Annotated in this window: 26 protein-coding genes and 5 tRNA genes; 4 read left to right on the forward strand and 27 right to left on the reverse strand. The window is 30.9% G+C overall.

From position 1 onward, the window contains the following. Positions 1-14 precede the first annotated feature (14 nt). Both L3J07_02570 and L3J07_02575 read right to left on the reverse strand, forming a co-directional pair. Positions 15-509: a hypothetical protein gene (locus L3J07_02570; GenBank protein ID MCF6276713.1), complete on the reverse strand. Its 495-nt coding sequence runs from the start codon at positions 507-509 to the stop codon at positions 15-17. A gap of 37 nt (positions 510-546) precedes the next feature. Then, positions 547-1386 carry a hypothetical protein gene (locus L3J07_02575; protein MCF6276714.1) on the reverse strand — a complete coding sequence of 280 codons (840 nt, stop codon included), beginning with the start codon at positions 1384-1386 and terminating at the stop codon, positions 547-549. Positions 1387-1628: 242 nt separating this feature from the next. Between L3J07_02575 and L3J07_02580 the strand changes: the two genes are divergently transcribed. After that, complete coding sequence (locus L3J07_02580; protein MCF6276715.1) at positions 1629-2327, forward strand: zonular occludens toxin domain-containing protein; 699 nt, start codon at positions 1629-1631, stop codon at positions 2325-2327. 44 nt (positions 2328-2371) lie between these two features. On the opposite strand, the gene L3J07_02585 is transcribed toward L3J07_02580, so the two are convergent. Beyond that, positions 2372-2674, reverse strand: a complete 303-nt coding sequence (locus L3J07_02585) for a hypothetical protein (GenBank protein MCF6276716.1) — start codon at positions 2672-2674, stop codon at positions 2372-2374. Positions 2675-3269: 595 nt separating this feature from the next. On the opposite strand from L3J07_02585, the gene L3J07_02590 reads away from it, so the two are divergent. Together L3J07_02590 and L3J07_02595 are read left to right on the forward strand one after the other, a co-directional pair. Then, a complete protein-coding gene (locus tag L3J07_02590; GenBank protein ID MCF6276717.1) occupies positions 3270-3803 on the forward strand; it encodes a hypothetical protein in 534 nt (177 codons plus the stop codon). 249 nt (positions 3804-4052) lie between these two features. After that, positions 4053-5207, forward strand: coding sequence for a tyrosine-type recombinase/integrase (locus tag L3J07_02595; protein MCF6276718.1), 1155 nt, complete (start codon positions 4053-4055; stop codon positions 5205-5207). A gap of 28 nt (positions 5208-5235) precedes the next feature. On the opposite strand, the gene L3J07_02600 is transcribed toward L3J07_02595, so the two are convergent. The 16 genes from L3J07_02600 to L3J07_02675 all read right to left on the reverse strand — a co-directional run bounded on the left by L3J07_02600 (position 5236) and on the right by L3J07_02675 (position 14355). Then, positions 5236-5309: transfer RNA gene (locus L3J07_02600), tRNA-Val, on the reverse strand. Between the two features lie 66 nt (positions 5310-5375). Beyond that, positions 5376-6386: a beta-galactosidase gene (locus tag L3J07_02605; protein MCF6276719.1), complete on the reverse strand. Its 1011-nt coding sequence runs from the start codon at positions 6384-6386 to the stop codon at positions 5376-5378. 5 nt (positions 6387-6391) lie between these two features. After that, positions 6392-7735, reverse strand: coding sequence for a hypothetical protein (locus tag L3J07_02610; protein MCF6276720.1), 1344 nt, complete (start codon positions 7733-7735; stop codon positions 6392-6394). 66 nt (positions 7736-7801) lie between these two features. Next, positions 7802-8056, reverse strand: coding sequence for a hypothetical protein (locus tag L3J07_02615; GenBank protein MCF6276721.1), 255 nt, complete (start codon positions 8054-8056; stop codon positions 7802-7804). A gap of 12 nt (positions 8057-8068) precedes the next feature. Beyond that, positions 8069-9295 (reverse strand): hypothetical protein, encoded by a 1227-nt coding sequence (locus tag L3J07_02620; GenBank protein ID MCF6276722.1) that lies wholly within the window; start codon positions 9293-9295, stop codon positions 8069-8071. Between the two features lie 20 nt (positions 9296-9315). After that, a complete protein-coding gene (locus L3J07_02625) occupies positions 9316-9531 on the reverse strand; it encodes a hypothetical protein (GenBank protein ID MCF6276723.1) in 216 nt (71 codons plus the stop codon). Positions 9532-9588: 57 nt separating this feature from the next. Continuing rightward, entirely contained in the window at positions 9589-10404 is an 816-nt protein-coding gene (locus L3J07_02630; GenBank protein ID MCF6276724.1) for a polysaccharide deacetylase family protein, read from the reverse strand. A gap of 51 nt (positions 10405-10455) precedes the next feature. Beyond that, the gene (locus L3J07_02635) at positions 10456-10839 is read right to left on the reverse strand and encodes a hypothetical protein (GenBank protein ID MCF6276725.1); all 384 of its coding nucleotides are present in this window, start codon (positions 10837-10839) and stop codon (positions 10456-10458) included. Positions 10840-10862: 23 nt separating this feature from the next. Further along, complete coding sequence (locus L3J07_02640; protein MCF6276726.1) at positions 10863-11612, reverse strand: ZIP family metal transporter; 750 nt, start codon at positions 11610-11612, stop codon at positions 10863-10865. A gap of 3 nt (positions 11613-11615) precedes the next feature. Next, entirely contained in the window at positions 11616-12032 is a 417-nt protein-coding gene (locus L3J07_02645; GenBank protein ID MCF6276727.1) for a hypothetical protein, read from the reverse strand. A 22-nt stretch (positions 12033-12054) separates the two neighbouring features. Continuing rightward, positions 12055-12471 carry a hypothetical protein gene (locus L3J07_02650; GenBank protein MCF6276728.1) on the reverse strand — a complete coding sequence of 139 codons (417 nt, stop codon included), beginning with the start codon at positions 12469-12471 and terminating at the stop codon, positions 12055-12057. A 66-nt stretch (positions 12472-12537) separates the two neighbouring features. Beyond that, entirely contained in the window at positions 12538-13329 is a 792-nt protein-coding gene (locus tag L3J07_02655; GenBank protein MCF6276729.1) for a hypothetical protein, read from the reverse strand. A 70-nt stretch (positions 13330-13399) separates the two neighbouring features. Continuing rightward, a complete protein-coding gene (locus L3J07_02660; GenBank protein ID MCF6276730.1) occupies positions 13400-13660 on the reverse strand; it encodes a hypothetical protein in 261 nt (86 codons plus the stop codon). A 287-nt stretch (positions 13661-13947) separates the two neighbouring features. After that, positions 13948-14018 (reverse strand) — tRNA-Trp (locus L3J07_02665). Between the two features lie 84 nt (positions 14019-14102). After that, positions 14103-14258 carry a 50S ribosomal protein L33 gene (gene rpmG / locus L3J07_02670; protein MCF6276731.1) on the reverse strand — a complete coding sequence of 52 codons (156 nt, stop codon included), beginning with the start codon at positions 14256-14258 and terminating at the stop codon, positions 14103-14105. A gap of 24 nt (positions 14259-14282) precedes the next feature. Then, positions 14283-14355 (reverse strand) — tRNA-Thr (locus L3J07_02675). 133 nt (positions 14356-14488) lie between these two features. Here L3J07_02675 and alr point away from each other — a divergent pair. Beyond that, positions 14489-15634: an alanine racemase gene (gene alr / locus L3J07_02680; GenBank protein ID MCF6276732.1), complete on the forward strand. Its 1146-nt coding sequence runs from the start codon at positions 14489-14491 to the stop codon at positions 15632-15634. A 38-nt stretch (positions 15635-15672) separates the two neighbouring features. Here the strand turns inward: alr and L3J07_02685 are convergent. From L3J07_02685 to L3J07_02720, 8 genes are all read right to left on the reverse strand, one after another. Then, positions 15673-15754, reverse strand: a tRNA-Tyr gene (locus L3J07_02685). 69 nt (positions 15755-15823) lie between these two features. Then, positions 15824-15899: transfer RNA gene (locus tag L3J07_02690), tRNA-Thr, on the reverse strand. A gap of 133 nt (positions 15900-16032) precedes the next feature. Continuing rightward, on the reverse strand, positions 16033-16932 hold the full coding sequence (locus tag L3J07_02695; GenBank protein MCF6276733.1) for a tetratricopeptide repeat protein: 900 nt from the start codon (positions 16930-16932) through the stop codon (positions 16033-16035). A 7-nt stretch (positions 16933-16939) separates the two neighbouring features. Continuing rightward, complete coding sequence (gene tpiA / locus L3J07_02700; GenBank protein ID MCF6276734.1) at positions 16940-17683, reverse strand: triose-phosphate isomerase; 744 nt, start codon at positions 17681-17683, stop codon at positions 16940-16942. Positions 17684-17693: 10 nt separating this feature from the next. Then, positions 17694-18950, reverse strand: a complete 1257-nt coding sequence (locus tag L3J07_02705; GenBank protein MCF6276735.1) for an insulinase family protein — start codon at positions 18948-18950, stop codon at positions 17694-17696. Positions 18951-18952: 2 nt separating this feature from the next. Beyond that, positions 18953-20320, reverse strand: a complete 1368-nt coding sequence (locus tag L3J07_02710; GenBank protein ID MCF6276736.1) for a glycine--tRNA ligase — start codon at positions 20318-20320, stop codon at positions 18953-18955. Between the two features lie 17 nt (positions 20321-20337). Next, entirely contained in the window at positions 20338-20892 is a 555-nt protein-coding gene (gene frr, locus L3J07_02715) for a ribosome recycling factor (GenBank protein MCF6276737.1), read from the reverse strand. Positions 20893-20989: 97 nt separating this feature from the next. Beyond that, on the reverse strand, positions 20990-22081 hold the full coding sequence (locus L3J07_02720; GenBank protein MCF6276738.1) for a YCF48-related protein: 1092 nt from the start codon (positions 22079-22081) through the stop codon (positions 20990-20992). Position 22082: the final 1 nt, after the last annotated feature.

Below are 22082 nucleotides of genomic sequence, written 5' to 3' on the forward strand. Positions count from 1 at the left end.
TGTTGTTTAACATATTAAAATAATTTTTTATTTAATTTTGTAATAGAAGAAATTTTTTCAATTAAAGTATTATGTATTATTACAGGAATTTCTTTTTCACCTAAATGAAAAGCTACTATTGTTCTATGGCGTCCATCATTAAAAGAAATATTAGGTAAATTATTTATGAAAATTTCTGGTGGATCAATAAATCCCCCATCACCCCAATGTTCTAACAATTTTGCGATTCTAAAATCACGTTCGTCGATACCATTAAATAATATATCGGGTTTTAACTTTGTATGACCCATTTCTCCAAAATCTGCTTTATTGATTAATTCTTTTGTATTTACAAGATATATAGAATAATCTTTTAAACCAATAAGCTTGTAATACTTAGATAAATATTTTTTATTAGTCCCATAAGCCCACTTAACAATGATTTTATTAATTTCAAATAAACTTTTATTTTTATATGAATCAATATAATTTATGATTTCTTTTGACAACTTCACTTTTGTGTTTTGCATACAAAAATAACAATAAAATCTTTTTGACTAATTTTAGTTAAATTTTTTCATAATTGGAAAAATAATTTAATAAATTATTTTCTTCATCTTCTTTAATTAATTTTATACAAATTAAATTTTTAACGGCTCTTGAACAGGCAACATAAAACAATTTCTGATTTTTAAGTTTTTTCTCTAATTCTTCATCGCTAAAAATAATTTGAAAATCATATTGATTCCAAAAAAATTCGTCTAAGACAATCATTACATTTTCAATTTCTCCACCTTTTGTTTTATGCATGGTTATATATTCAGATTTGATATTTTCATCTATATATTCTTGATAATTAATAATTTCTTTAAAAGACACCTTTTTATTTTTAAATAAATCAAAATAAAATAGTTCCTTGTTATATTTTCGCAAAAATTCATTAAATAATTCTTTATCAACTTTCATTTGTTTTGCTGTTGTGTTACCGCTTTTATAAGAAGTTTTACGATCATGATAATCTTTATCTATACTTAATTCTCTTAAAAATTCATCTTTATTCTCAATGTAATAATTATAAGAACTAGTTTTTTTTACAAACTTATTTTCAAAAGCTTTTCCAACTGCTTTTATACAATCTATTTCACCTATAATCAATTCATTAAAAAAATTGGACACTGTTTCTTGATCTTCGATTTTTATTAACTTGAATCCTGACTTATTTATTGTTGTTAATACTTTATTATAATTTCTATTTTTAAAATCAATACATAATTTAGCTAAGTCATTAATGCCTAGTCTATCAAAATCTTTTTTTATAAGTTCATTAATTTCCCAGGTTCTTAAGCTATACAAATTATATAAATTACTAAAACCTAATTCATTCGCAATAGATTTATTAGTAAGCATTAATTTTGTATATTTCTGCTCTTCTCTATCTTCGGCTTTTTTTATTAGTTCAGATAACTTTAATAAATATTGATCTTTTTCTTCCTGAGGACTAAAAACGTTAGGTTTATTTTTACTATAAATTGAATAATATAATTTAACAATTCCTTTTCTATCATCTACAGTCTGTCCATCTTTTAACGCAACTTTTTGTTTTTATTTATGCTAGTCATGAAAGTCGCTGTATTCTTTAGATTTTAAATATGATTACCATAATTACAGGAAAACCTGGAGCTGGAAAAACCTTGTTCATGACTTACAAAGCTTTGGAAATGTTTTTGAAAGGATACGATATTTACGCAAATTGGAAGTTAGATTTTTCTGAATATGCAGTAAAGAAGAAAAACAATAAAAAAAAGCTAGGTAAAGTATATTTTTGGTCAGAGATTCCTGAATTACTTCATATTAAAGGCGGACAGATTTTTATTGATGAGGCCCAAGGATATTTTGATTCTAGAGAATGGCAAGATATGCCTCCTTCAGCTAAACAAAAATTTTCTGCTCACAGACATGATGTAAAGAAGGGTAAAAATGGACAAATTATTCCACTGAACATTTGGGCTGGTGTACAACACACCTCAAATATAGACAAAAGGATAAGAGATTTGGGGCAAAACTTTGCAGAAGTAAGAAACATTTTTCATTTGATATTTATGGTTTCCTACTTTGAATTGCAAGATTTAAAAGATGACAATTTAAAACGTCGAGCAGTCAAAAGAAAGGTATTTTTATTTAATAAGAAAAAAGCTAATTGTTATAACACGCATGAAGCTGTCAATTTTATTGAATATCCTGAATTTCTTTATCACAGAGAATACAAAAAAGAACATTCCAATGATAATACTGGTCTAATTCCCAATTCAGAAGAAATACCAGCTTACTCAAAAAACCGCAAGAAGTAAACAGCAAAAAGGGAGCGAATCCCTAAGGAGACACTCCCTTTTGCCTAGACAGTTTTTTGTCCCATCTTCTCGACTTGAAGAATATAGAAAAGACTTATACTTTTCGGATACTTCGAAACAATTAAGCCTTTTTCATCTCTTTGTTCAATAACAATAAAAGACTTAAGTGCTTTTTCTCCTGCTTTAACTTTATATCCATTTCTTAACCAACGGTTAAAAGTTAAACAATTACTCTTCGGATCGTAATTGCGAGCTTCTTCACCACCCCAACGGGCAATGGTTTGTTTGCGGACAATGTCAGAAGTTTTTTCTGACCCAGTCCAAGCGGATCTAATTTTCTTATCCATATAACTAAAATTCGGCCAATTTATTAAATCCGACGGTACGGCCGTTTATACCTTATCGGACAAGGTAAAAATAAAGCGTCTGATAGCTTGCCCTAGTCAAGGTGGAGGCTTCGCACTACCTTTATTTGGGATAAGCTGACGCTAAAATTAATTACCCTGATACGGTAAAAACAGTCCAAAATTTTATCTTTTGTGTTTTTCTTTTCAATTATTTACAGACAATCTTTTTTTGTCAGTAGGTTGCCCGACCGCCGACAAAAAAGATTGCTTAAAAATGGAATAAATACAAATTAAACTGACTCTCCTCTTAACTTGATTATAACCACACATCTAACAAAAAATTGTTATGACTTACTCCTACGACTTAAAGGTCGTGGTGTCGGGCAAGCAAGTTGAAGTATTCAAATATACAAAACACATTTGGCGGGATTTTAATAAAAAACAATTTGAAAACAGTAAACCTCAAAAAGAGCCAAAACAATTAACTACTTCTGAACAATTAGAAATAAAAAAACAAAAAATGAAGTTCTCCTTTAATCGGACCAAAACAGAAATTCGCCGATTAACCAATACCAACCCCCAATTAAATAAATTTATGACTTTGACTTTTGCCAAAAACATCACAGATCTAAAAGAAGCAAACTACATCTTCAATCAATTCATAAAACGTATTTCCTATAAATACCCTAATTTTGAATACCTAGCTGTTCCTGAGTTCCAAAAACGAGGAGCAGTTCACTATCACTTGCTCTGCAAACTTCCTTTTATTGAAATTATGAAATTACAAAAACTTTGGGGACAAGGATTTTTGAAGATAAATAAAATAGACAATGTAAATAATGTCGGTGCTTATGTTTGTAAATATCTAAGTAAAGATATGTTTGACGAGAGAACTTTCGGCAAGAAGAAATTCTTTCGTTCGCAGTCGTTGTCTGAGTCAATAGAGCTTATAGGATATTACGCAAAGATATTTATTGAAAAATTCTTGTCTGTTCTAAGTCCTGTGTTCGAAAAAAAGTTTGAATCCGAATGGCTTGGCGAAGTGGAATACAAAGCTTACTTTCTTGACTTTTTTCCTTTTAATCCAACCAACCCAAAAAGTAGAAAATTAAACCATTTTATTGTATGATTGTTATGCCTAAAAATTTCAGAAACGAGACAATCTGTTCATTACAATCAACAATGAGCTTGTAGGGTTATTTTTGACTGTGACAGAGGTTTCAGAGGTGTTTAGAGTGTCTGATGACACAATCTATCGCCTTCTAGATAAAAGAGATCTCCCCTTTTACCGCATTTGCGGATGTAAGAGAATTCTTTTAACTGACCTTGAAGAATATATCCAAAAAAGCAAAATACAAGCTCGTAATGAATAGTAACTATGTCAGCAAGGAAAATAAACAACCGATGGCATGTCGACTTTCGATTGGAAGGAAAAAGACACCGTTCTATTGCTCCAGAAAATAGCAAAGGCAGTGCAATGGATTATGAAAGACTTTTGCGAGATGAAATTGTATTAAAAAAGAAACAAAGCAAAAAAACAAAGTCTGGCAAAATATATAACTCCTATGAAGAATTTCTTTCCGATTGGTATGAAACATATGTTCTAGCAAATAATAGACCATCCGAGCAGATCAAAAAAAGTGGGATTATAAGAAATCATCTAGTTCCACATTTTGGGCAAACGAAGTTAGAAGAAATTAGTGAAAGAGATATGGAAATACTTAAGAGGGATAAACTAGCGTCAGGTCTTGCAGCAAAGACTATCAAGAATATTCAATCAGTAATGAGAAAATCTCTTGATTGTGCTGTGCAGTGGGGATACTTAGATAAAATTCCTTATTTTACTTGGATAAAAGTACCCAGAACAGAAGTACGCGTTATATCTAAGTATTGTGAACAAGAACTTCTAAATGATAATACCAACTTACTTTGGAATACAATGATTATTGTGGCTCTTAAAACTGGTATGCAACTTGGTGAGATTCTTGCACTACGTTGGACAGATGTAAACTTTTTCGAAAACATACTTAATGTAAACGGATCGATAAATGTTTGCTTTGAAAGAGCGCCAACCAAAAACGGCAAGTGCCGAGTTATACCCATGAGTAATGATGTTCGCTCTGGTCTTAAGAGATTATTTGAAGACAACAGAAAGAAGTCCAGAAATACTTATGTATTTGATAGAGGCGATGAAAAACCTTTTAGCATGTATGCTTCCGGCAGAATGTTGAAAAAAATAACCAAACAAATTGATATTGATGAACATATTCACTGGCATAAACTACGACACACTTTTGCAACAAATGTAGCAAAACGAGGTGTTAGTATGCGTATTCTTCAAGAATTACTAGGGCATTCAACGATTCTTATGACCGAAAGGTATTCTCACGTCGATATGGAGGCAAAACAAAATGCAATCCAACTTTTGGACCATAAAAACGAAAATTTTGGGCAGATTTTGGGCAGATGCCCAACTTATCCACAGGGTACAAAAAACAAAACACAACCAGAATTTGGCTGTGTTGTGCGATAAACTTATTGTTTATCAAAAAAGTTTTTTGTACACGCCAAGGGATTCGAACCCCTGACCCCCTCGGTGTAAACGAGGTGCTCTAACCAACTGAGCTAGGCGTGCATATTTATTCAATCTATTACGAAAGTATAATACACCAAACCAGACAAAAAGTCAAGAAGTAAATTACTATTTATTAGTATAATCTTTCACAATATTCCAATATACGCTATTATCTTTTTCTGACTTCATCCAATACCACCATTCTACACCCCATAAATATGCACGAGGAGTTCCAATATGTGTGACAAAATCCAAATTCTTTTTTAATCTTTTTATATTCATACTTTTTTCCTGCTCTTCAATAGGTGTACTCAAAATATCTCCATTATGAATCCAAGGCTCTACCTGCAATTCAGAAACAAAGACATCGTCCAAACTTCTGCCAAAAATTAAAGCTTTTACCCTATAAAAAACTGGGGGTAAAATCCAATCATAATTAAAATACCTTCCACTTTCTGTCGCAATAACTCTATAAATAGTTGTACCAAAAATATCGCCAGCTTTTATAGACTTTATCCAAGTGCTAAGCTCTCCACTGTCAGTTATCATTATTTTATGTTTGTTATCCAAAATTCTTACAAACTCTATTTCCTCCCCCACCCACTCTTTATGATAATTCTCACATTCACCAAATTTAAAACTAATGTACGGCTCATTTTCTACCTGCCAAATCTCTAAAGCTTTGTGATCTTTATATCTTTCTACAACTTTTTCTATATAGTCAAACAGCTCTTCTTTTGCAGAAACATCATCTTCGTTATCATAACTAACCCAATCTGGAGTATGGCATTCTGGCCAACGAGGTGTCTTTTGACCAACAACTAGAACTACTTTTGTGTTATTTTTATACGCCTCATCCATCTGCCAATCTATATCATCAAAATAAAACCTACCTTTTTCAGATTCTACAGAATTCCAAGGAGCCGATATTCTAATATATTTCGGTTTTAAATCTTTTAACATTTCCAAATAGACCTCCTTCCAATCCAAACCCAATGATTCGGCGTGCGACCTACTAAAACTTATTCCATAATCAACCTCATAAGTTTTTCTATTTAACAAAATCAAAAATACTACAAATAAAATAATAGTAAAAAATAAAACACCTACTAGAATTTTTATTCTTAATATCCTCATTTTTTTTATAACAAATGTATATCCTCTATCTCACTCCTCTTTCCTTTCAAAACTATGTCTTCTATGTGATAAATTGAATTTTTAGGGGCATCCAAAAATCCCTGCATCGCAGCTTCTGCTAGCCAACCAGATTTTACCCACTCAAAAAGCCATTCATTTGTATACCTAGGATCTTCCTGTTCCACCCCAGCACCTATAGCGTGCAACCAAGATTTATTGAAATCTTCTTGAGAACCAATAGTTGGTGCCATAATAATAGGAAGTCCAAGCCCTGCAAAAAAAGAAAGTTCACTTGGTTTTGTCCATAAAATATCTGTAGTTTTCAAAACTTCGTTAAATTTATCAAAATAATCTACCTTATTGTCTTCAAAAATAATTTTTACATTACCATTACTTTTATCATTCAACCTGTATTCTTTTACAGCTTCTTTAAAAAATGAATATACATCTTTGCGAACGCCTGCTACGAGATTTAACTTCACCTCTCCACGCATTAAATGAAGGCGTAAACTTTCCATAATTGTAACGCCAAGCTCTCTTTGAGCACCAGCACCACCAACCGCAAAAGTAATTGTAATTGGATTATTTTTTGTAGATTTTATACACTTCTCACTTCCCAAATAGTGCTTAATTGTTGATCCATATTTTTTACGATATTTTTTTAAAGGATCTAACCTAACAATTCTAGAACTTAAATTTTCTTTTAAAATAGGCCAGTCTGGTCCACCTAAATTTTCTTTTGGAAGTGGAAAGCCAGTCACAAATAGATTTTCAGATCTTACACCATACAACCTTAACCTTTCTTTCACCCTTTTGTTTGGTACCAAATACTTAATACGGCTTTTTCTAGGATCTAGTGGAGCCCAAGCGCGAGAAACATCTGCGTCTGTACAAATACAATAAATATCACCTCTAAACCTATGCTCTTCTGCAAAAAAAGCTGGAATAAAAAAAGATGTAATAAGTGGCAAATTATTTTTATTCAATCTGTTTATCAAATCTTTTCCCCAACCTTTTGATATCATTTTATACATTGAACGAACTTGTATTATAGGCTCGGACAAATCTCGCATAGGGTAAAAAGGTTCTATCTTCTGAAAATAATCCAAAACATCAAAAATATATTTACCAATAAAAGGTAGGTGTTTCATTCTAGAAATTACCTCGTACACTCTACGACTATTCTCCCACTTTTTCATATCAGACTTTGGAATTCCCTTGTATGTGTTTGCACTCAAAACACCATCAAATGCAAGATGGCTCAAAGGGTATGCTGCCCGCTGATGTCCATAACCCATATCCACAGATACTATCTGTGCTTTTTTGAAAATTTTTGGTTCGTTTACCATATGAATTTTTTTGTTTAAAACAATATTATTATACCATAAAAAATAAAAACCCTGTTTTTAGCAGGGTTATTTTACAACTTTTATATAAGCTGTTTTAGACTGTCTTTCTATCTCTTTTTCCTCCAAAAAAACCTCTCTCAAACACCTTTTAGCCTCGTCTCTTACTCTTTCAATACAGTCAGAACAAATAACTTCTAAAATCTCTGCACTGTCTATCAAACTATCTATCCCGTCAAAGCCAATCCCCTCTTTTACCTCTCCAAACCTAACCAATTCGCAAAACTTACAAATTTCCAAACAAAAACGATTATTTTCACCCATTTCCTTCCTCCTTTATTTTTTACTCTTCTGTCTTGAGAGTATTTTAGACTGCTTGAGTCTGTTGAAAAATAAATAAAAGATATAATAAATAAAAAATGCAATAATAAGTGCTATAGAAGCAAATAGTAGAAAAGACCCAACTTCCCAAGAACTTGTCATTGTATAGCCTGTAATTTGACCTTGTAAATTGTAAGTTGTCATAGTAGAACCAAGTAAAGTTCCCAAAGATAAAAATGTAATTACTGCAGAAATCAAAAATAATTTTTGTAAAGTTCTAAGCTCTCGTCGTTCATTGTCCACATAAAGCAAAGTGATAGACTCAATAGTAGAATCAGCATAACTGTCCGCCATATCCCAAAGCTCGTGTGAATAATATTGATTTGCCCTTAAAGACACAAAAAATCTTGTAAAAGCACTACTTAAAAAATGACTAGACAGATACTCATCTATATATTTTTTTCTCCAATCCAAAAAGTGATTCATCTGCTTTGACCTACTCTTAAAAAAATTTACCTGACTTTGTATATCTAATGCACTATCGCGAACAACTGGTAAGTGCCTACTTTTAAAACTTCTCTGTGCTCTTATTGTTTCCAGCTTTCCCCACAATTTATGCTGTGCCTTTAACGATCTACTTAGGTTTAACTCAAAAAGCCTGGCAAACATTAAATACTTTATAGACTCCCCTAACTCATCATCTGAAAAACTTTGATTATTTATAACAACAAAACTACTACCAATCCATATGTTGCCTTTTTTATTATTCAATTTTTTGTACGGTATAGAATTAAATTTTTTAAATAATTTCTCTAAGTCCTTTTCATTTGCCTTAGAAACAACCAAAACCATAGGATTGTCCACTTGTAATTCATCTAAAACTTTTGGAACAGAAACACCTCTGGAATAAACCTTCTCCACAACAAAAAACATTTTTTTAATTGCTATATCTTTTATTTTTTTTAGATCGCCGAAACTTAACTTATTTATATCTTTGGAAACCATTGCAACACCGTCCTCCAAAATATCAAAATGAATTCCACCATCAAAAGTACCTTCCACTTTATTGAAAGACTCCGTCACATATTCAACATTTTTGATATTCATCTTTCTTATCAACCTTACCATATCGCCTTTTTGAAAATAAAAAGACTCACCAGTACTTAAAAGCTGATAAAGCTGTTTCAAATGAATTGTAGAACCAGGAAACCAATTTCCTAAATATATTTTTTTAAACTCCATTTTACAGTTTTTATAAACTATTAAATTTTGAATTTAAACGATGAATACTTGTTCACTTTTATCGCAAGAACAAAAGCAAGTAAACCACTTATAACCAAACCAATACCAACAAGCATTCCCAGTAAATCTGGGTACATAAATATAAGAATACCAATTAAAACCGACAGTAAACCTTGCAGGACTAAACCCCATACAATATGTTTCATAAAACTAAGAACCAACTCTACTTTTTTCATATTTTATTTATTAAATATAATTAATTATATTTTACCATATTTCAAACTTTTATGATATTATTCTACAATTCTTTTAAATCTTTCAAAGTTACTAGTTGAAAAATAAGACTTTAACTTAAATAAACCATCTTTAGAATGTTCCGAACCATCAACAATTCCACGTGCACTAGTATAACCCGCATCTTTTAGACGAACTACAACCTCTTCATTGTAATCACCAAAAGGATAAGCAAAACTAACAACATCGTAATCTAAATATTTTTTTATTTCACTTTTACTAAATATTATTTCCTTATCAAATTCAGTATTAGTTCTTATTTTTGTTAAAAATGGATGCAAATTTGTATGACTCCCTATCTCCATTCCATAATCAACCATTTCAGAAAGCTGTTCCCAATTCATATAATTTATATTTCTATCCATTGCATTTGTAAACACAAAAAAAGTTGCAAATTGATTATACTTTTTTAAAATTGGAAATGCATTTTCATACTGACTCACAACACCGTCATCAAAAGTAATTATAATAGGATTTTCTGGTAAATCCCCACCTCCTTTAAAATAAACATCTAAATCCTTCATAAAAATAGTTTGGAAATTATTTTCATATAAATAACCCATCTGCTTTTCAAAATTTTGAGCTGATACTACGAATTCTTTGTCTCTGTTAGATTCATTTATTTTAAAATCACGAATATTATGATAAACCAAAATAGGAACTCTTACACTTTTGTGTATTTCATATTTGGTACTAGATGTCGTAAGTGTACTTAGCTCTTTTATAACAATGTTTTCTTTTGTCCCAAAAATAAAATAGAATAAAAATAGAACAATAAGTAAAATAAAAAAAACTAATATAAATATTTTTTTCATAAAAAATAATAAAACCATTCCATTGAATGATTTTATTATAAATTTATTAAGCTAAATAAAAAACCCAACATAAGTAAGATAAAGCCCAATCAACACATACATAACACCTCCCAAGAAATACCAAGAATATTTAGAAAACTTTTTTTCAAAGACATCTAGCAAATTTGGGAACAGCATAATTACTGCACCTTTTACCAAAATAGCCCAACCCAAAAAAGTCACCAGACCAACCCAACTAAACTCCCAAATATTATGCTTCAAAACTATAAATAAACCGAGAAGTAAAATAAACATTGATAAAAAAATAATAGACGATTTTGTTTTTATAAATTTTGAAAATATCTTTTTATATTCTTTTCTATTTATTAAAATTGCAACACCACTGATAAAAAAGAACAACCCAAAAACCTGTGCAAAATATAATGATATATCCATATAATATTAATTAAAAATAAAAATTATCCAAACTTAAGTAAAGCCACCATAACACCGATACCTGCAACAAAAAAAATAAACTGCATTATTGAGCGTTTTATACGAACCTCTTTGTGCAATTCTGGAATTAGATCTGCTCCAGCTATATAGATAAAAGCTCCTGCCGCAAAAGGAATTACAAAAACCATAAAACCTTCCACACGAGAACCCATAACTAATGCAAAAATAAGCCCAATAAAAGATGCTAGTGCTGTTAAAAAATTGTAAAAAAGTGCTTTTTTCTTGGAGAACCCACCCTTTACCAGAACACCAAAATCACTAATTTCTTGTGGTATTTCATGCAAAAAAACAGCAAAAGTTGTTGCAATACCCAAAGGAATACTAACAAGATAACTTGCTCCAATTATTACCCCGTCTATAATATTATGGATTGTATCTCCAAACAAATTCATTACTGCAAAAGTATCCACACCTTCACTGCATGTTGGATTATGACAGTGATGCCAATGAACTATTTTTTCTATCAAAAACCACAAAGCAACACCAGACAAAAGATACAAAGAAATATCCAAACCAAATCCGTAAGATTCCACAGCTTCTGGTAGCAAATGTATAAAAGCATCGCCAAAAAGAGTTCCAGCAGAGAAACTAACAAAATAAGAAAGGATTTTTTTCAGTCTTTCCATTTTTATTGCTAGAGTAAAAAGCCCAGCTAAGGAAACGATACTAACAATAAAAACACTTAGAATAGAATATAACCAAACTTCTGACATAATTTATATTATATGAACCCACTTCTTTGCCTCTTTGTAACTTGAAAACCAAGCAACTTTATTTCTTGTTGAGAAAAAAGATACAAGATTTAACACCAGATTTAACGGCTCAGACTGAGTATCTGAATCGCCAATTATTGCAATCTTTTTAATTCTATCTTTTTTTGCAACTTTCGTATAGATTTTTTTTGCCTTTTCTGAAACATTAGCCTTAGATCCCATAGGTCTTAGGTCTAATATTATTTTAAAAGTTATGTCTGGTTTTTTGTTCAAAATAGAATCTATTTTATCATGAATAAGTTTTGATTTTCTTGTATTTTCTTTTTTGTCTACACTTGTTTTTAAAAAAGTAATTTTAATTAAATTTGGTTTTACAACAACAACCTTAAATAGTTTTTTTATTTCTTTGTCTGTTTTCATAGTTTTAAACTAATTATTTTTATTAAATTTTTAACCAAACCTTAACTTCATCATATTTTGTAAACCACCTTATCTTTCTACTCTTAGAAAGAAATCCCAAAAAACTAACAATATACCCAGAAAAAGGATGCATTTTTCTACCAACACTATCGATAATTGCGATTTTTTTAAACTGCTTTTCTTTTAATATTTTTTTATATATTGCAACAGTCTCTTTTGAGAAATTTGTATTTTTTCCCAAAGGGCGTACATCCAAAATAAAGATAAATTTTTCATTACTTTTTTTGGATAATATTGCTTGAATTTTTTCATTAAGTATTTCAGCTTTTTTAGGATCTTCAATATTATTAAGTTTTGTTTTTATATACACAACCTTAATAATATTATGTTTTAAAACAGTAATTTTAAAAAGTTTTTTTTTGATAAATTTATCTTTCATAATCAAACAAATGCCTTATACATAAATAATATACTAAAAAAGAGTAACCTTCAACATATTTAAAATTTATTTTCCGTCATCATTAAAAATCTCATAAAATGAAACAATAGCCATTGCACCTAAAACCATAAAAAAAACTAGCTCTTCGAGTGGAAACTGCAAACCAAAAAGATAAACCCAACCTACAAATAAAGTCTCGGGTGGAAACACCCACTGATTTAACGCTAACCCAACTATTTCATGCAGCAAAGAAAACACAAAAAAGTAAGCTCCTATTTTTACAAGTTTTATACGAAGTTTTGGAAATTTAAAATAAACAAAAGATATTGGTATAAATGTTGTAATAATACCAAATTTAAAATATGCGAAATTTATTTTTAATAATAATGGATTTACAAAATGTATTAAAATAATTCCAAAAACTAAAGTAGTCAATCCAAAAATTAAATATTTAATTTTTGGATAATAAGTTTTCACAAACAGATGTTTATCTAAAAAAGTCTCATAAAACATAATTATAAAATATGTCCACAAGTAAACCCACAACAAATTCTCAGCTACAATTAATCCAAAAAATCTAAAAGGATCTAAAATAGAAATGGGCATAAACCAAACACCTGACATTATAGCAATATAATCCAAAATAATAGAAATTGGAATTGCAAAAATAAAGGAATACACAAGAACTTTTAATACAAACCTTCGATTGATATATGATAAATAAAAAGATGGTACTCCAAAAAATAACAGTATGGAAATTAAATAATTTACATTCAATAAAAATGATATAATTGTTGCAAAAATAGGCCAAATTAGAATAACAAATAAATGAACCTTATTTTTATGTTTATTTTTCATATTATAAACTTATACAAATAATACATATATTCAGAATATATGTATTATTTAAAAACTATTTATAGAATATTTATTTTTTTCTTTTTTTCCCACCAACAAGCTGATTATATATCCAAACAAAAAGATAAATGGATATAAAAGTGATAATTCCAGCTTCGATAACCCCAGTTATAGTTCCTAGAAAACTAGGTCTATAAAACATATGCATACCCTGCATTTGCATAGCCACACTTTGATAAAAACCAAAACTGTTGGCAATAGTTAAAGCAATCATTGTCAAACCTGCAAAAATAGCCCCCGCTAGAGCAAACTTATTAGCATCTAGTTTCATATTTTTTATATTAATTTATAAACTTAGCTAAATTTATTATAGCACAGAAAATCAATCCTAGGAATTTCCTGCAAAATATAAAACACCCTTTTCAGGGTGTTTTATATTTTGCAGGAGCTGAGGGAATCTCACTACTCACCTCTTCGGGTTGCGCTCCTAGGAACCATCAGGTTCCTAGGAAAACCTCCACAGCAAGTAGGGGAAAACTTTCCCCTACCACCCCTTAGTTCGCCTCCTACTTTTGATGCAAAATATAAAACACCCTTTTCAGGGTGTTTTATATTTTGCAGGAGCTGAGGGAATCGAACCCCCGACCATGGTTTTGGAGACCATTGTTATACCACTTAACTAAGCTCCCATTTAAAAGTTTATTTATAAATAAACTTTTAAAAAATATCCCAACAATAAATTGGGATAATTTTTAACCCAACAAGATTGAGTTTTATTTTGTTTCTTTGTGTAGTGTGTGCACCTTACAAAATTTACAGTGTTTTTTGATTTCCAAGCGCTCTTTCAAAGTCTTTTTATTTTTTCTACTGTAGTAATTTATTCTTTTACACTCCTTACATTCCATTTTTATCATGTTGTCTTGTGACATACCGTTTTCTTTATATTAATCTTGAGCCGACAACCAGAGTTGAACTGGTGACCTCATCCTTACCATGGATGCGCTCTACCAACTGAGCTATGTCGGCATGCGCAGAAGGTCTGTATCGACCTCTATACTATAAAGCAAAATAACCTTTGTGTCAATAGATATGCTATTTTAAAAAAATTAAAGACATAATCAACTTTATAAAAAAAGAATTCTATACTATAATTAAAAATATGATTGAAATAATAAGAAAACTAAAAAAACCAAAATACAAACCTTTTAACAAAATTCAAATTATTAAGAAGAATATTCTTGATAATTTTGAGTACCTACAAAGCTTGTCTAAAAGTGCTCGGATTATTCCGGTTCTAAAAAGTAATGCTTATGGACACGGACTAAAAGAAATGTGTAAGATATTAGACTACACAAAAGCTAAAATAATTGCAGTTGATTCTTTTCCAGAAGCTCAAATAGTCTATAAATTTTCAAAGAAAAAGGTATTAATAATAGGAGAAACGCCAATTGATGTATATAAATATTGTAATTTTAAGAGAACAGAGTTTTGTGTTTACAATTTAAAAACTTTTAAACATTTAACCAGTCTAAACAAAAAAATAAAAATTCATCTTTTTTTAAATTCTGGAATGAATCGTGAAGGAATACAAAACTTAGAGTTATTTTTGGAAAACATTGAACAAGATTTTAAAAAGGTAGAAATAACAGGAATTTGCTCACACCTTGCTTCTGCAGACGAAGAATCGAAATTAAACAAAAATCAAGAAAATAAATTTATAAAAAATATAGAATTATTAAAATCCAAAGGAATTAATCCAAAATATATTCATCTTGGAAATTCTGCAGGAACTTTTATATTAAAAAATAAACTATTCACAGCTTTTAGAGTTGGAATTTCTATGTACGGTTATAATGTCTTTTCACAAAAACACAAAGAGTTTGAAAAAGGAGAAAAACTAAAACCAGCACTACGGCTTACATCCAAAATAACTTCTATTCAAAAAATTGAAAAAGGAGCGGGTGTTTCTTATAATGAAAAATTTGAAGCTAAAAAAAATACAACAATAGCCGTAATTCCTTTTGGATATTACGAAGGATTGGACAGGCGACTTTCCAATAAAGCAGGGTTTTTAATAAAATCTTCTGACGGCAATTTTTATGCCAAAATTGCTGGACAAGTTTGTATGAATTTAACTTCACTTGATTGTGGAAATAATAATGTAAAAATAGGAGATGAGGTGGAAATAATATCACCAAACAAAAATGCAAAAAATTCTATTCAAAATTTAGCAAAACAAATGGATACAATTCCGTATGAAGTCTTAGTAAAACTTCATGGGAATATAAGACGAGAAATTATATAAATTAAAAATACACCTTTTAAAGGTGTATTTTTAATTTGTGGGCCGGGAGGGATTCGAACCCCCGAAGGCTGAGCCAACAGATTTACAGTCTGCTCCGTTTGACCGCTCCGGAACCGACCCATATTCAGAAATAAAAATTAAGTAAATTTGAAATACTTATTTCTTAGAACTTGCATTTTGCAAATTTTCTGGAGCCATCTGTGGGGATCGAACCCACGACCTACGGTTTACAAAACCGTTGCTCTACCAGCTGAGCTAAGATGGCGTATGAATTTTCTGCACTACCTCCCGACATAGTCGGGAAAGACGGTACATATTATTATGTACTTATAAAAACAATTTAAAGAATAAACAATAAAGCTAATTTTAAATGTAAATTAGATAAAAGTCAAATAAATTTATCTCAACTCACTTATTTGACTTTTAAAAGAAGTAAGTTTAGAATTTTCTGGATTTGCAAGCCGAAGCTTATCATACGCAGTTTTTGCTTCTTTTTTGTCTCCCACCATTATACTAGTTTCTACCAATTTGTCAAGGTATTTTGGATTTTTAGCCTCCAAAAATACTGCATGCTTTATAGCTTCTAATGCTGATGCGCTTTGGTCTATCCTTACAAGCAGATCTGCAAGCTTTGCAAATCTAGACGCAAGAGCATCATTTATTAAAACCGCCTTTTGTAAATTTTCAACAGCCTCTTCCAACTCATTCATTTCTTCATTTACCTGAGCCAATTTCATCCAAGCCAAATCATTTTGTGGATCCAATTGAAGTAAAAACTTGTATGTCTCTTCTGCTTCTTTAAATTGCTTCTGTTTTAAATATACTTCGCCCAAACCAGCAAAAGCATCTTTATTGTTAGACTCCAAAGATATGACAAAAATAAATTTTTGTTCTGCCATATCGTATGAACCAGCGGAAATCAAATCTTTTGCTTCTTGTAATATTTTTTTTACATCTTCTTTTTTTTGTTTCTTTTTTTCTGGTGTTTCTGGTTTTTTTATTTTTACCTTCTGCTCATCTACAATTCTTTCCACTTCCCCAACATACTTTCTAAACTTAAACTGGATATTTTTCATTTTTTTAGTAAAAAAATCCTTACCATTTGATTTAGCTTTTTTATTTTTTTCAATCTTTTCACGAACACGCCTTCTGAGAAATTCATTTTTCTTTCTCTCTTCTTGTACTTTTGGCAATCTACCAACATCCAAAAGGCTTAGTTGTGGAAATTTTCTAATCACAATAACAATAATAACTGCAAGTGATAACAATACCAACAAAAAAGGAATTAAATTTAACATAAATTTGTTATAAATTTTCTACTATTTTTAAAATAGCAGAAAAACTCTCTATTTTTGTAGAAGCACTACCAACCAAAACACCAGAAATAGAGTCAATTGATAGGTATGATAACACATTTTGTGCGTCTACACTACCACCATAAAGAATTTCAACATCTTTATTTGAAAAATATTTTTTATACTCTTCTTTTATCCACAAGTGTACTTCTTTAGCTTCTAAAGGCTCACAAGCCTCTCCTGTTCCAATAGCCCATATAGGCTCATATGCAACCATTATCTTTGTGTTACTTTTATCTAATCCCTCCAAAGCAGACCTTAACTGCTCCATTAATATTTCATTTCTTTTACCAGAGTCTTTCTCTTCTTTAGTTTCACCAATACAAAGCACAGGAATTATTCCACCACCCAAACAAGCTTCCACCTTTCTCCTTACGTCTTCATTGGTCTCTCCAAAAACTTCTCTACGCTCAGAATGCCCAACCAAAGCAAAATCACAACCAATCTCTTTGAACATATGAACTGAGGTTGCACCAGAATATGCTCCACTATTCTCCCAATCTACATTTTGTGTTCCAAAATAAATTCCACCTCCTTTTAATTTTTCTGAAACTTCGCACAGCGTTATTTGATTTGGAAACACAGACACACCAACTTTTGAATTATCAAATTCCAAATTTGAAATATCTTCAGCAAAAGCCAGAGATTGTTTTAAGTCTAGATACATTTTCCAATTTGCAAAAAAATACTTCATAAAAATATAATTAAAAGATAATTTCTTTTTTATTTATTTTTCCTATTACAGCCAACCTCATTTTACTTGGCTTAAATATTTTATTTGCTACTCTCTTAACATCACTCAAACTTACACCTCTTATTTCTTCTACTACCTGATCTGGGGTTTTTATCTCATCCATAAACATAATCTGATGTGCAAACCAGCTTGCCACAGCACTAGAATCTTCCATTGACAAAGACATTGAACCTTTAAACCTAGTCTTAACATCTTTCAACTCCCTAACTGAAACACCTTTTGTCTTTATATTTTCCAGTTCTTTTTCAACAATTTTAATTGTTTTATTTATATTTTTTGAATCCAAACCAACCCTTACAAAAGAATAACCTGTATCTTTGAATTTTTCCTGCCCACTTCTTACCATATATGCCAAACCTCTTCTTTCTCGAATTTGCATAAACAGACGAGAGCTCATAGAACCCCCCAAAATAGAATTTAAAACAGACAAAGTTTTACCATCTTTGTCTTGGCGACTAAAAGCAGGAAAACCCAACATAATTTGAGCCTGACTTGTGTCTTTTTCTTGCACAACAAGTCTATCTACTTTTTTTGTAGAACCAAACACACCTAATTCCATTTTAACTTTTCGTATTTTATTATTTTGTCTAACTTCAAAGTATTCACTTATATATTTTTTTATATTATCATCCAAATTTCCAGCAACAACAATAGTCATATTTTTTGGTTGATAGAATTTATCTTTAAATTTCAAAACATCATCTCGCTTGAAAGATAAAACATTTTCTACAGTTCCCGCAATATCCCTACCCAAAGCATTTTTATACAACACATTTTCAAAAACAGTATCAATATTCATCATTGGGTTATCGTTGTACATTTTTATCTCCTCTACTATCACTTTTTTTTCTCTCTCCATTTCTCGTGCCAAAAACAAAGAATCAAAAAGCATATCAGAAAGAATATCCAAAGATTTTTGAATATATGAAGAATCAGATTTTATATAATAACCTGTGTATTCTTTGCTTGTAAATGCATTGTATTCAGCTCCAAGCCTGTCTATTTCACGGGTTAAAATAAGTGTATTTTTCCTCTTTTTTGTTCCTTTAAACATCAAATGCTCGATGAAATGTGATGCTCCACTTAATTTTTCTGATTCATCTCTAGAACCCACTGCATACATTACCAAAACTGTCACAGATTTTGTGTGCTCAAGAGGCACATAACAAACCTTTACACCATTTTTTAATTTTTGAAATTCGTACATATTTATTTATTCAAATTATCTTTTAAGTAATCTTCCAATTCTTCAATTTTAACGATGTCTTGTTTCATTGTATCTCTATCACGAACGGTTAAAGTTCCTTTTTCTACAGTATCAAAATCTACAGTAATACAATATGGAGTCCCTATCTCGTCTTGCCTTCTATATCTTTTTCCAATACTTCCTGTCTCATCATACTCAACTCTATAATTTTTCAACAATTTTTCAAAGACCTCTTTTGCTTTTCCTCCAAGCGGTTCCTTTTTCATAAGTGGTAAAACTGCAATCTCGTACGGCGCGATCTGTTTTGCAAATTTCATTACCACGCGAGTTTCTCCATCTACTTCTTCTTCGGTATATGCACTATCCAAAATTGCCAACATTGTTCTCTCCATCCCAAAAGAAGGCTCTACCACATGTGGAATAAACTGGTTTTTATTATCTGCAGGATCTATATATTCCAAACTCTGTCCAGAAGCTTCCTGATGTCTTTTTAGGTCAAAGTCAGTTCTATAAGCCAATCCCCAAAGTTCTTTTCTGCCAAAAGGAAAATCAAATTCTAAATCAACAGTCCGCTTGGAATAATGTGCCAAATCTTCTCCCACAACTTCCAAATCGTGAACTCTCTCCATATCGATTCCAACCTCTTTTCCCCAATTTTTCATAACAGAAAGCCAATTCTCAAAAACTTCTTCCCAATCTTTTTCTTCTATAAAATACTCAATTTCCATCTGCTCAAACTCAAAAGTTCTAAAAATAAAATTCCCAGTTGTAATCTCATTTCTAAAAGCTTTTCCAATTTGTGCCACACCAAACGGAAGTTTTTTGCGACTTGTTTGTGCAATATTTTTGAAATTCACAAAAATAGACTGAGCTGTTTCTGGACGAAGATAAACACTTGAACCCTCTCCTTCTACAGCGCCAATTGAAGTCTGAAACATTGTGTTGAATTTTTTCACTTCTGTAAGTTCATTCCCTTCTGGACTTTTTATACCTTTTTCTTTTATAAGTTTATTCAATTCCTCCATTGACAATTCAGACACAGATTCACCCAAAACTTCTTCTAGTAGATGGTCTGCTCTATATCTTTTGTGGGTTTCCTTGTCTTCTACAAGAAAATCTACAAAACCTTCCACATGCCCTGCAGCTTCCAAAACTTTGGAATTCAAAATAATTCCACTATCCATTCCAACCATATCACCTCTTTCTTCTACAATTTTTTTCCACCAAAAATCTTTAATGTTTTTTTTCATTTGTGAGCCAAGCGGACCAAAATCCCAACTATTTGCAAGTCCTCCATAAATATCTGAACCTGCAAAAATAAAACCACGTCGTTTGCAAAGTGAAATTATTTTATTCATTTTATCTTCCATAGAATTTTTTTGTATCTTTATATAGCAGAAATATCTTGCTCTTTCTTTTCACTTATATTTTTTATTTTTTCATTGAAATGTTTTACCATTATGTCAAGATCTTCATTATTTTGATATCTTTCATCCTCAGAAATTTCTTTATTTTTTTCTGCATTATCTACTATTCCTCTTATATCCTCTCTTATTTTACGGACAGTTATTCGAGCATTTTCAGATTTACTGTGCAAAACTTTTATAAGCTCTTGTCTTCTTTCTGTGGATAAGTCTGGCAAAATAATACGAACAACATTTCCATCGTTTACAGGATTTATACCTGTAGACGAATTCCGGATAGCCAAATCTATACTCTGCAAAATAGACTTATCCCACGGACTCACAATAATTGTTTTTGCATCTTGAACCGTAATAGATGCAACACTTTTTAATGCTTGTTTTGTTCCATAAGCCTCAACCATTACATCTTCGACCAAAGATGGTGTTACTCTTCCAGTTCGTAAATTCGATATATCATTTCTAAAAAACTCAATTGATTTTTCAAACTCTACCTTATGCGGACTTACATAATCAGACATATTTTATTCATTATTATTATCTACTCACTATAGTTAAAAAAAGTATGTTTTGTCAAGGTAATCCTTAATAAATATAATATTTAACAAAGATTGACAACTATTTTTTAGGTGGAATTGTAAAACCAACATACACAGCACTGTTTGTGCCAGAATTTATAGAGACAGTCGTTGGCAATTGTGCTGAAGGCAGTTTCTTTGTCATCCAACTTATCCCACCATCTTCACTTTTGTAAAGTGTTGAACGAGCTTTTGAAGATGCTGCATAATAAATTTCCTTATCATTGTTTGGATTTATAGCAAAACCATACACATTTACTCCACCAGGAGGTGTTAAGAGCTCCATTGGACTCCAACTAACTCCAGCGTCGACAGAGGTTAGAATTCCGTAAGTTGATATCCAGTACAAAGTGTTTGGGTTGTTTGGGTGCAAATAAAAACTTCTATATTCTAAACCTTTTGAAAAAGCTTTAAGCTCTTTTTTATAGTTTACCCAACTAAGTCCACCATCGACAGACTTAAACAAACCCTTTCTTCTTGTTGCAACATAGATTACATCTTTATTCATATTATCTAGTTTTACCTCTCCCAAAGTCAAACCAAAGCGTTTTATAGTCGTCCAACTCACACCATTATCACGACTTCTCATAAAATCACCATTACTTGTTGCTGCGTAAATTTCATTTTTATCAAATGGGTTTGTAGCCAAAGAAATAACTCTCACATCTGTTCTTGTCTCTCTGTAAACCTCATCCCAAGTTCTACTACAATCTTCTGTTTTTAATATACTCAAACCATCTGTTGCATATATTGTACATTTGTCTTCATAGTTTATAGCCACACCAAATACAAAACCACTTGTAAGTGCTGTTTTAGATTGTTGCCAAGTTTTCCCATCATCATAGGTAAAAAATAGTCCATTTTTACGAGATGCCAAATACCAAGTGTGCGTATCTTGAGGATCTTCAAACATTCTGTAAACACTCACATCACTTAGCTCTTTTGTGCCTTCCAAAGTCGGCATTTTTGATACAGATTGCCATGTTTCTCCCGCATCCAAAGTAGCAAAAATACCTGCAGGACCAGCATAAACACCTTCATTTTGAGTGCCAGAAGAGGTGCAGCCTTGCCCCACTAAAATAAGAGATATTGCAACTACTGTCAACGGAAGTACTATTTTTTTCAAATTCATA

It is taken from the genome of Candidatus Magasanikbacteria bacterium (assembly GCA_021648085.1).
Taxonomy (GTDB): domain Bacteria; phylum Patescibacteriota; class Patescibacteriia; order Magasanikbacterales; family UBA922; genus JAKITS01.

Excerpts from the sequence above, each read along its gene's own strand:
- L3J07_02630 (MCF6276724.1), bottom strand. The coding sequence starts at position 10,404 with ATGAAAAAAATATTTATATTAGTTTTTTTTATTTTACTTATTGTTCTA.
- L3J07_02620 (MCF6276722.1), bottom strand. The coding sequence starts at position 9,295 with ATGGAGTTTAAAAAAATATATTTAGGAAATTGGTTTCCTGGTTCTACA.
- L3J07_02635 (MCF6276725.1), bottom strand. The coding sequence starts at position 10,839 with ATGGATATATCATTATATTTTGCACAGGTTTTTGGGTTGTTCTTTTTT.
- L3J07_02695 (MCF6276733.1), bottom strand. The coding sequence starts at position 16,932 with ATGTTAAATTTAATTCCTTTTTTGTTGGTATTGTTATCACTTGCAGTT.
- L3J07_02615 (MCF6276721.1), bottom strand. The coding sequence starts at position 8,056 with ATGGGTGAAAATAATCGTTTTTGTTTGGAAATTTGTAAGTTTTGCGAA.
- tpiA (MCF6276734.1), bottom strand. The coding sequence starts at position 17,683 with ATGAAGTATTTTTTTGCAAATTGGAAAATGTATCTAGACTTAAAACAA.
- L3J07_02650 (MCF6276728.1), bottom strand. The coding sequence starts at position 12,471 with ATGAAAGATAAATTTATCAAAAAAAAACTTTTTAAAATTACTGTTTTA.
- frr (MCF6276737.1), bottom strand. The coding sequence starts at position 20,892 with ATGTCTGATTATGTAAGTCCGCATAAGGTAGAGTTTGAAAAATCAATT.
- L3J07_02625 (MCF6276723.1), bottom strand. The coding sequence starts at position 9,531 with ATGAAAAAAGTAGAGTTGGTTCTTAGTTTTATGAAACATATTGTATGG.
- alr (MCF6276732.1), top strand. The coding sequence starts at position 14,489 with ATGATTGAAATAATAAGAAAACTAAAAAAACCAAAATACAAACCTTTT.
- L3J07_02645 (MCF6276727.1), bottom strand. The coding sequence starts at position 12,032 with ATGAAAACAGACAAAGAAATAAAAAAACTATTTAAGGTTGTTGTTGTA.
- L3J07_02655 (MCF6276729.1), bottom strand. The coding sequence starts at position 13,329 with ATGAAAAATAAACATAAAAATAAGGTTCATTTATTTGTTATTCTAATT.
- L3J07_02660 (MCF6276730.1), bottom strand. The coding sequence starts at position 13,660 with ATGAAACTAGATGCTAATAAGTTTGCTCTAGCGGGGGCTATTTTTGCA.
- L3J07_02705 (MCF6276735.1), bottom strand. The coding sequence starts at position 18,950 with ATGTACGAATTTCAAAAATTAAAAAATGGTGTAAAGGTTTGTTATGTG.
- L3J07_02640 (MCF6276726.1), bottom strand. The coding sequence starts at position 11,612 with ATGTCAGAAGTTTGGTTATATTCTATTCTAAGTGTTTTTATTGTTAGT.
- L3J07_02580 (MCF6276715.1), top strand. The coding sequence starts at position 1,629 with ATGATTACCATAATTACAGGAAAACCTGGAGCTGGAAAAACCTTGTTC.
- L3J07_02570 (MCF6276713.1), bottom strand. The coding sequence starts at position 509 with ATGCAAAACACAAAAGTGAAGTTGTCAAAAGAAATCATAAATTATATT.
- L3J07_02610 (MCF6276720.1), bottom strand. The coding sequence starts at position 7,735 with ATGGTAAACGAACCAAAAATTTTCAAAAAAGCACAGATAGTATCTGTG.
- L3J07_02710 (MCF6276736.1), bottom strand. The coding sequence starts at position 20,320 with ATGGAAGATAAAATGAATAAAATAATTTCACTTTGCAAACGACGTGGT.
- L3J07_02590 (MCF6276717.1), top strand. The coding sequence starts at position 3,270 with ATGACTTTGACTTTTGCCAAAAACATCACAGATCTAAAAGAAGCAAAC.
- L3J07_02605 (MCF6276719.1), bottom strand. The coding sequence starts at position 6,386 with ATGAGGATATTAAGAATAAAAATTCTAGTAGGTGTTTTATTTTTTACT.
- L3J07_02575 (MCF6276714.1), bottom strand. The coding sequence starts at position 1,386 with ATGCTTACTAATAAATCTATTGCGAATGAATTAGGTTTTAGTAATTTA.
- L3J07_02585 (MCF6276716.1), bottom strand. The coding sequence starts at position 2,674 with ATGGATAAGAAAATTAGATCCGCTTGGACTGGGTCAGAAAAAACTTCT.
- rpmG (MCF6276731.1), bottom strand. The coding sequence starts at position 14,258 with ATGTCACAAGACAACATGATAAAAATGGAATGTAAGGAGTGTAAAAGA.
- L3J07_02595 (MCF6276718.1), top strand. The coding sequence starts at position 4,053 with ATGTCAGCAAGGAAAATAAACAACCGATGGCATGTCGACTTTCGATTG.
- L3J07_02720 (MCF6276738.1), bottom strand. The coding sequence starts at position 22,081 with ATGAATTTGAAAAAAATAGTACTTCCGTTGACAGTAGTTGCAATATCT.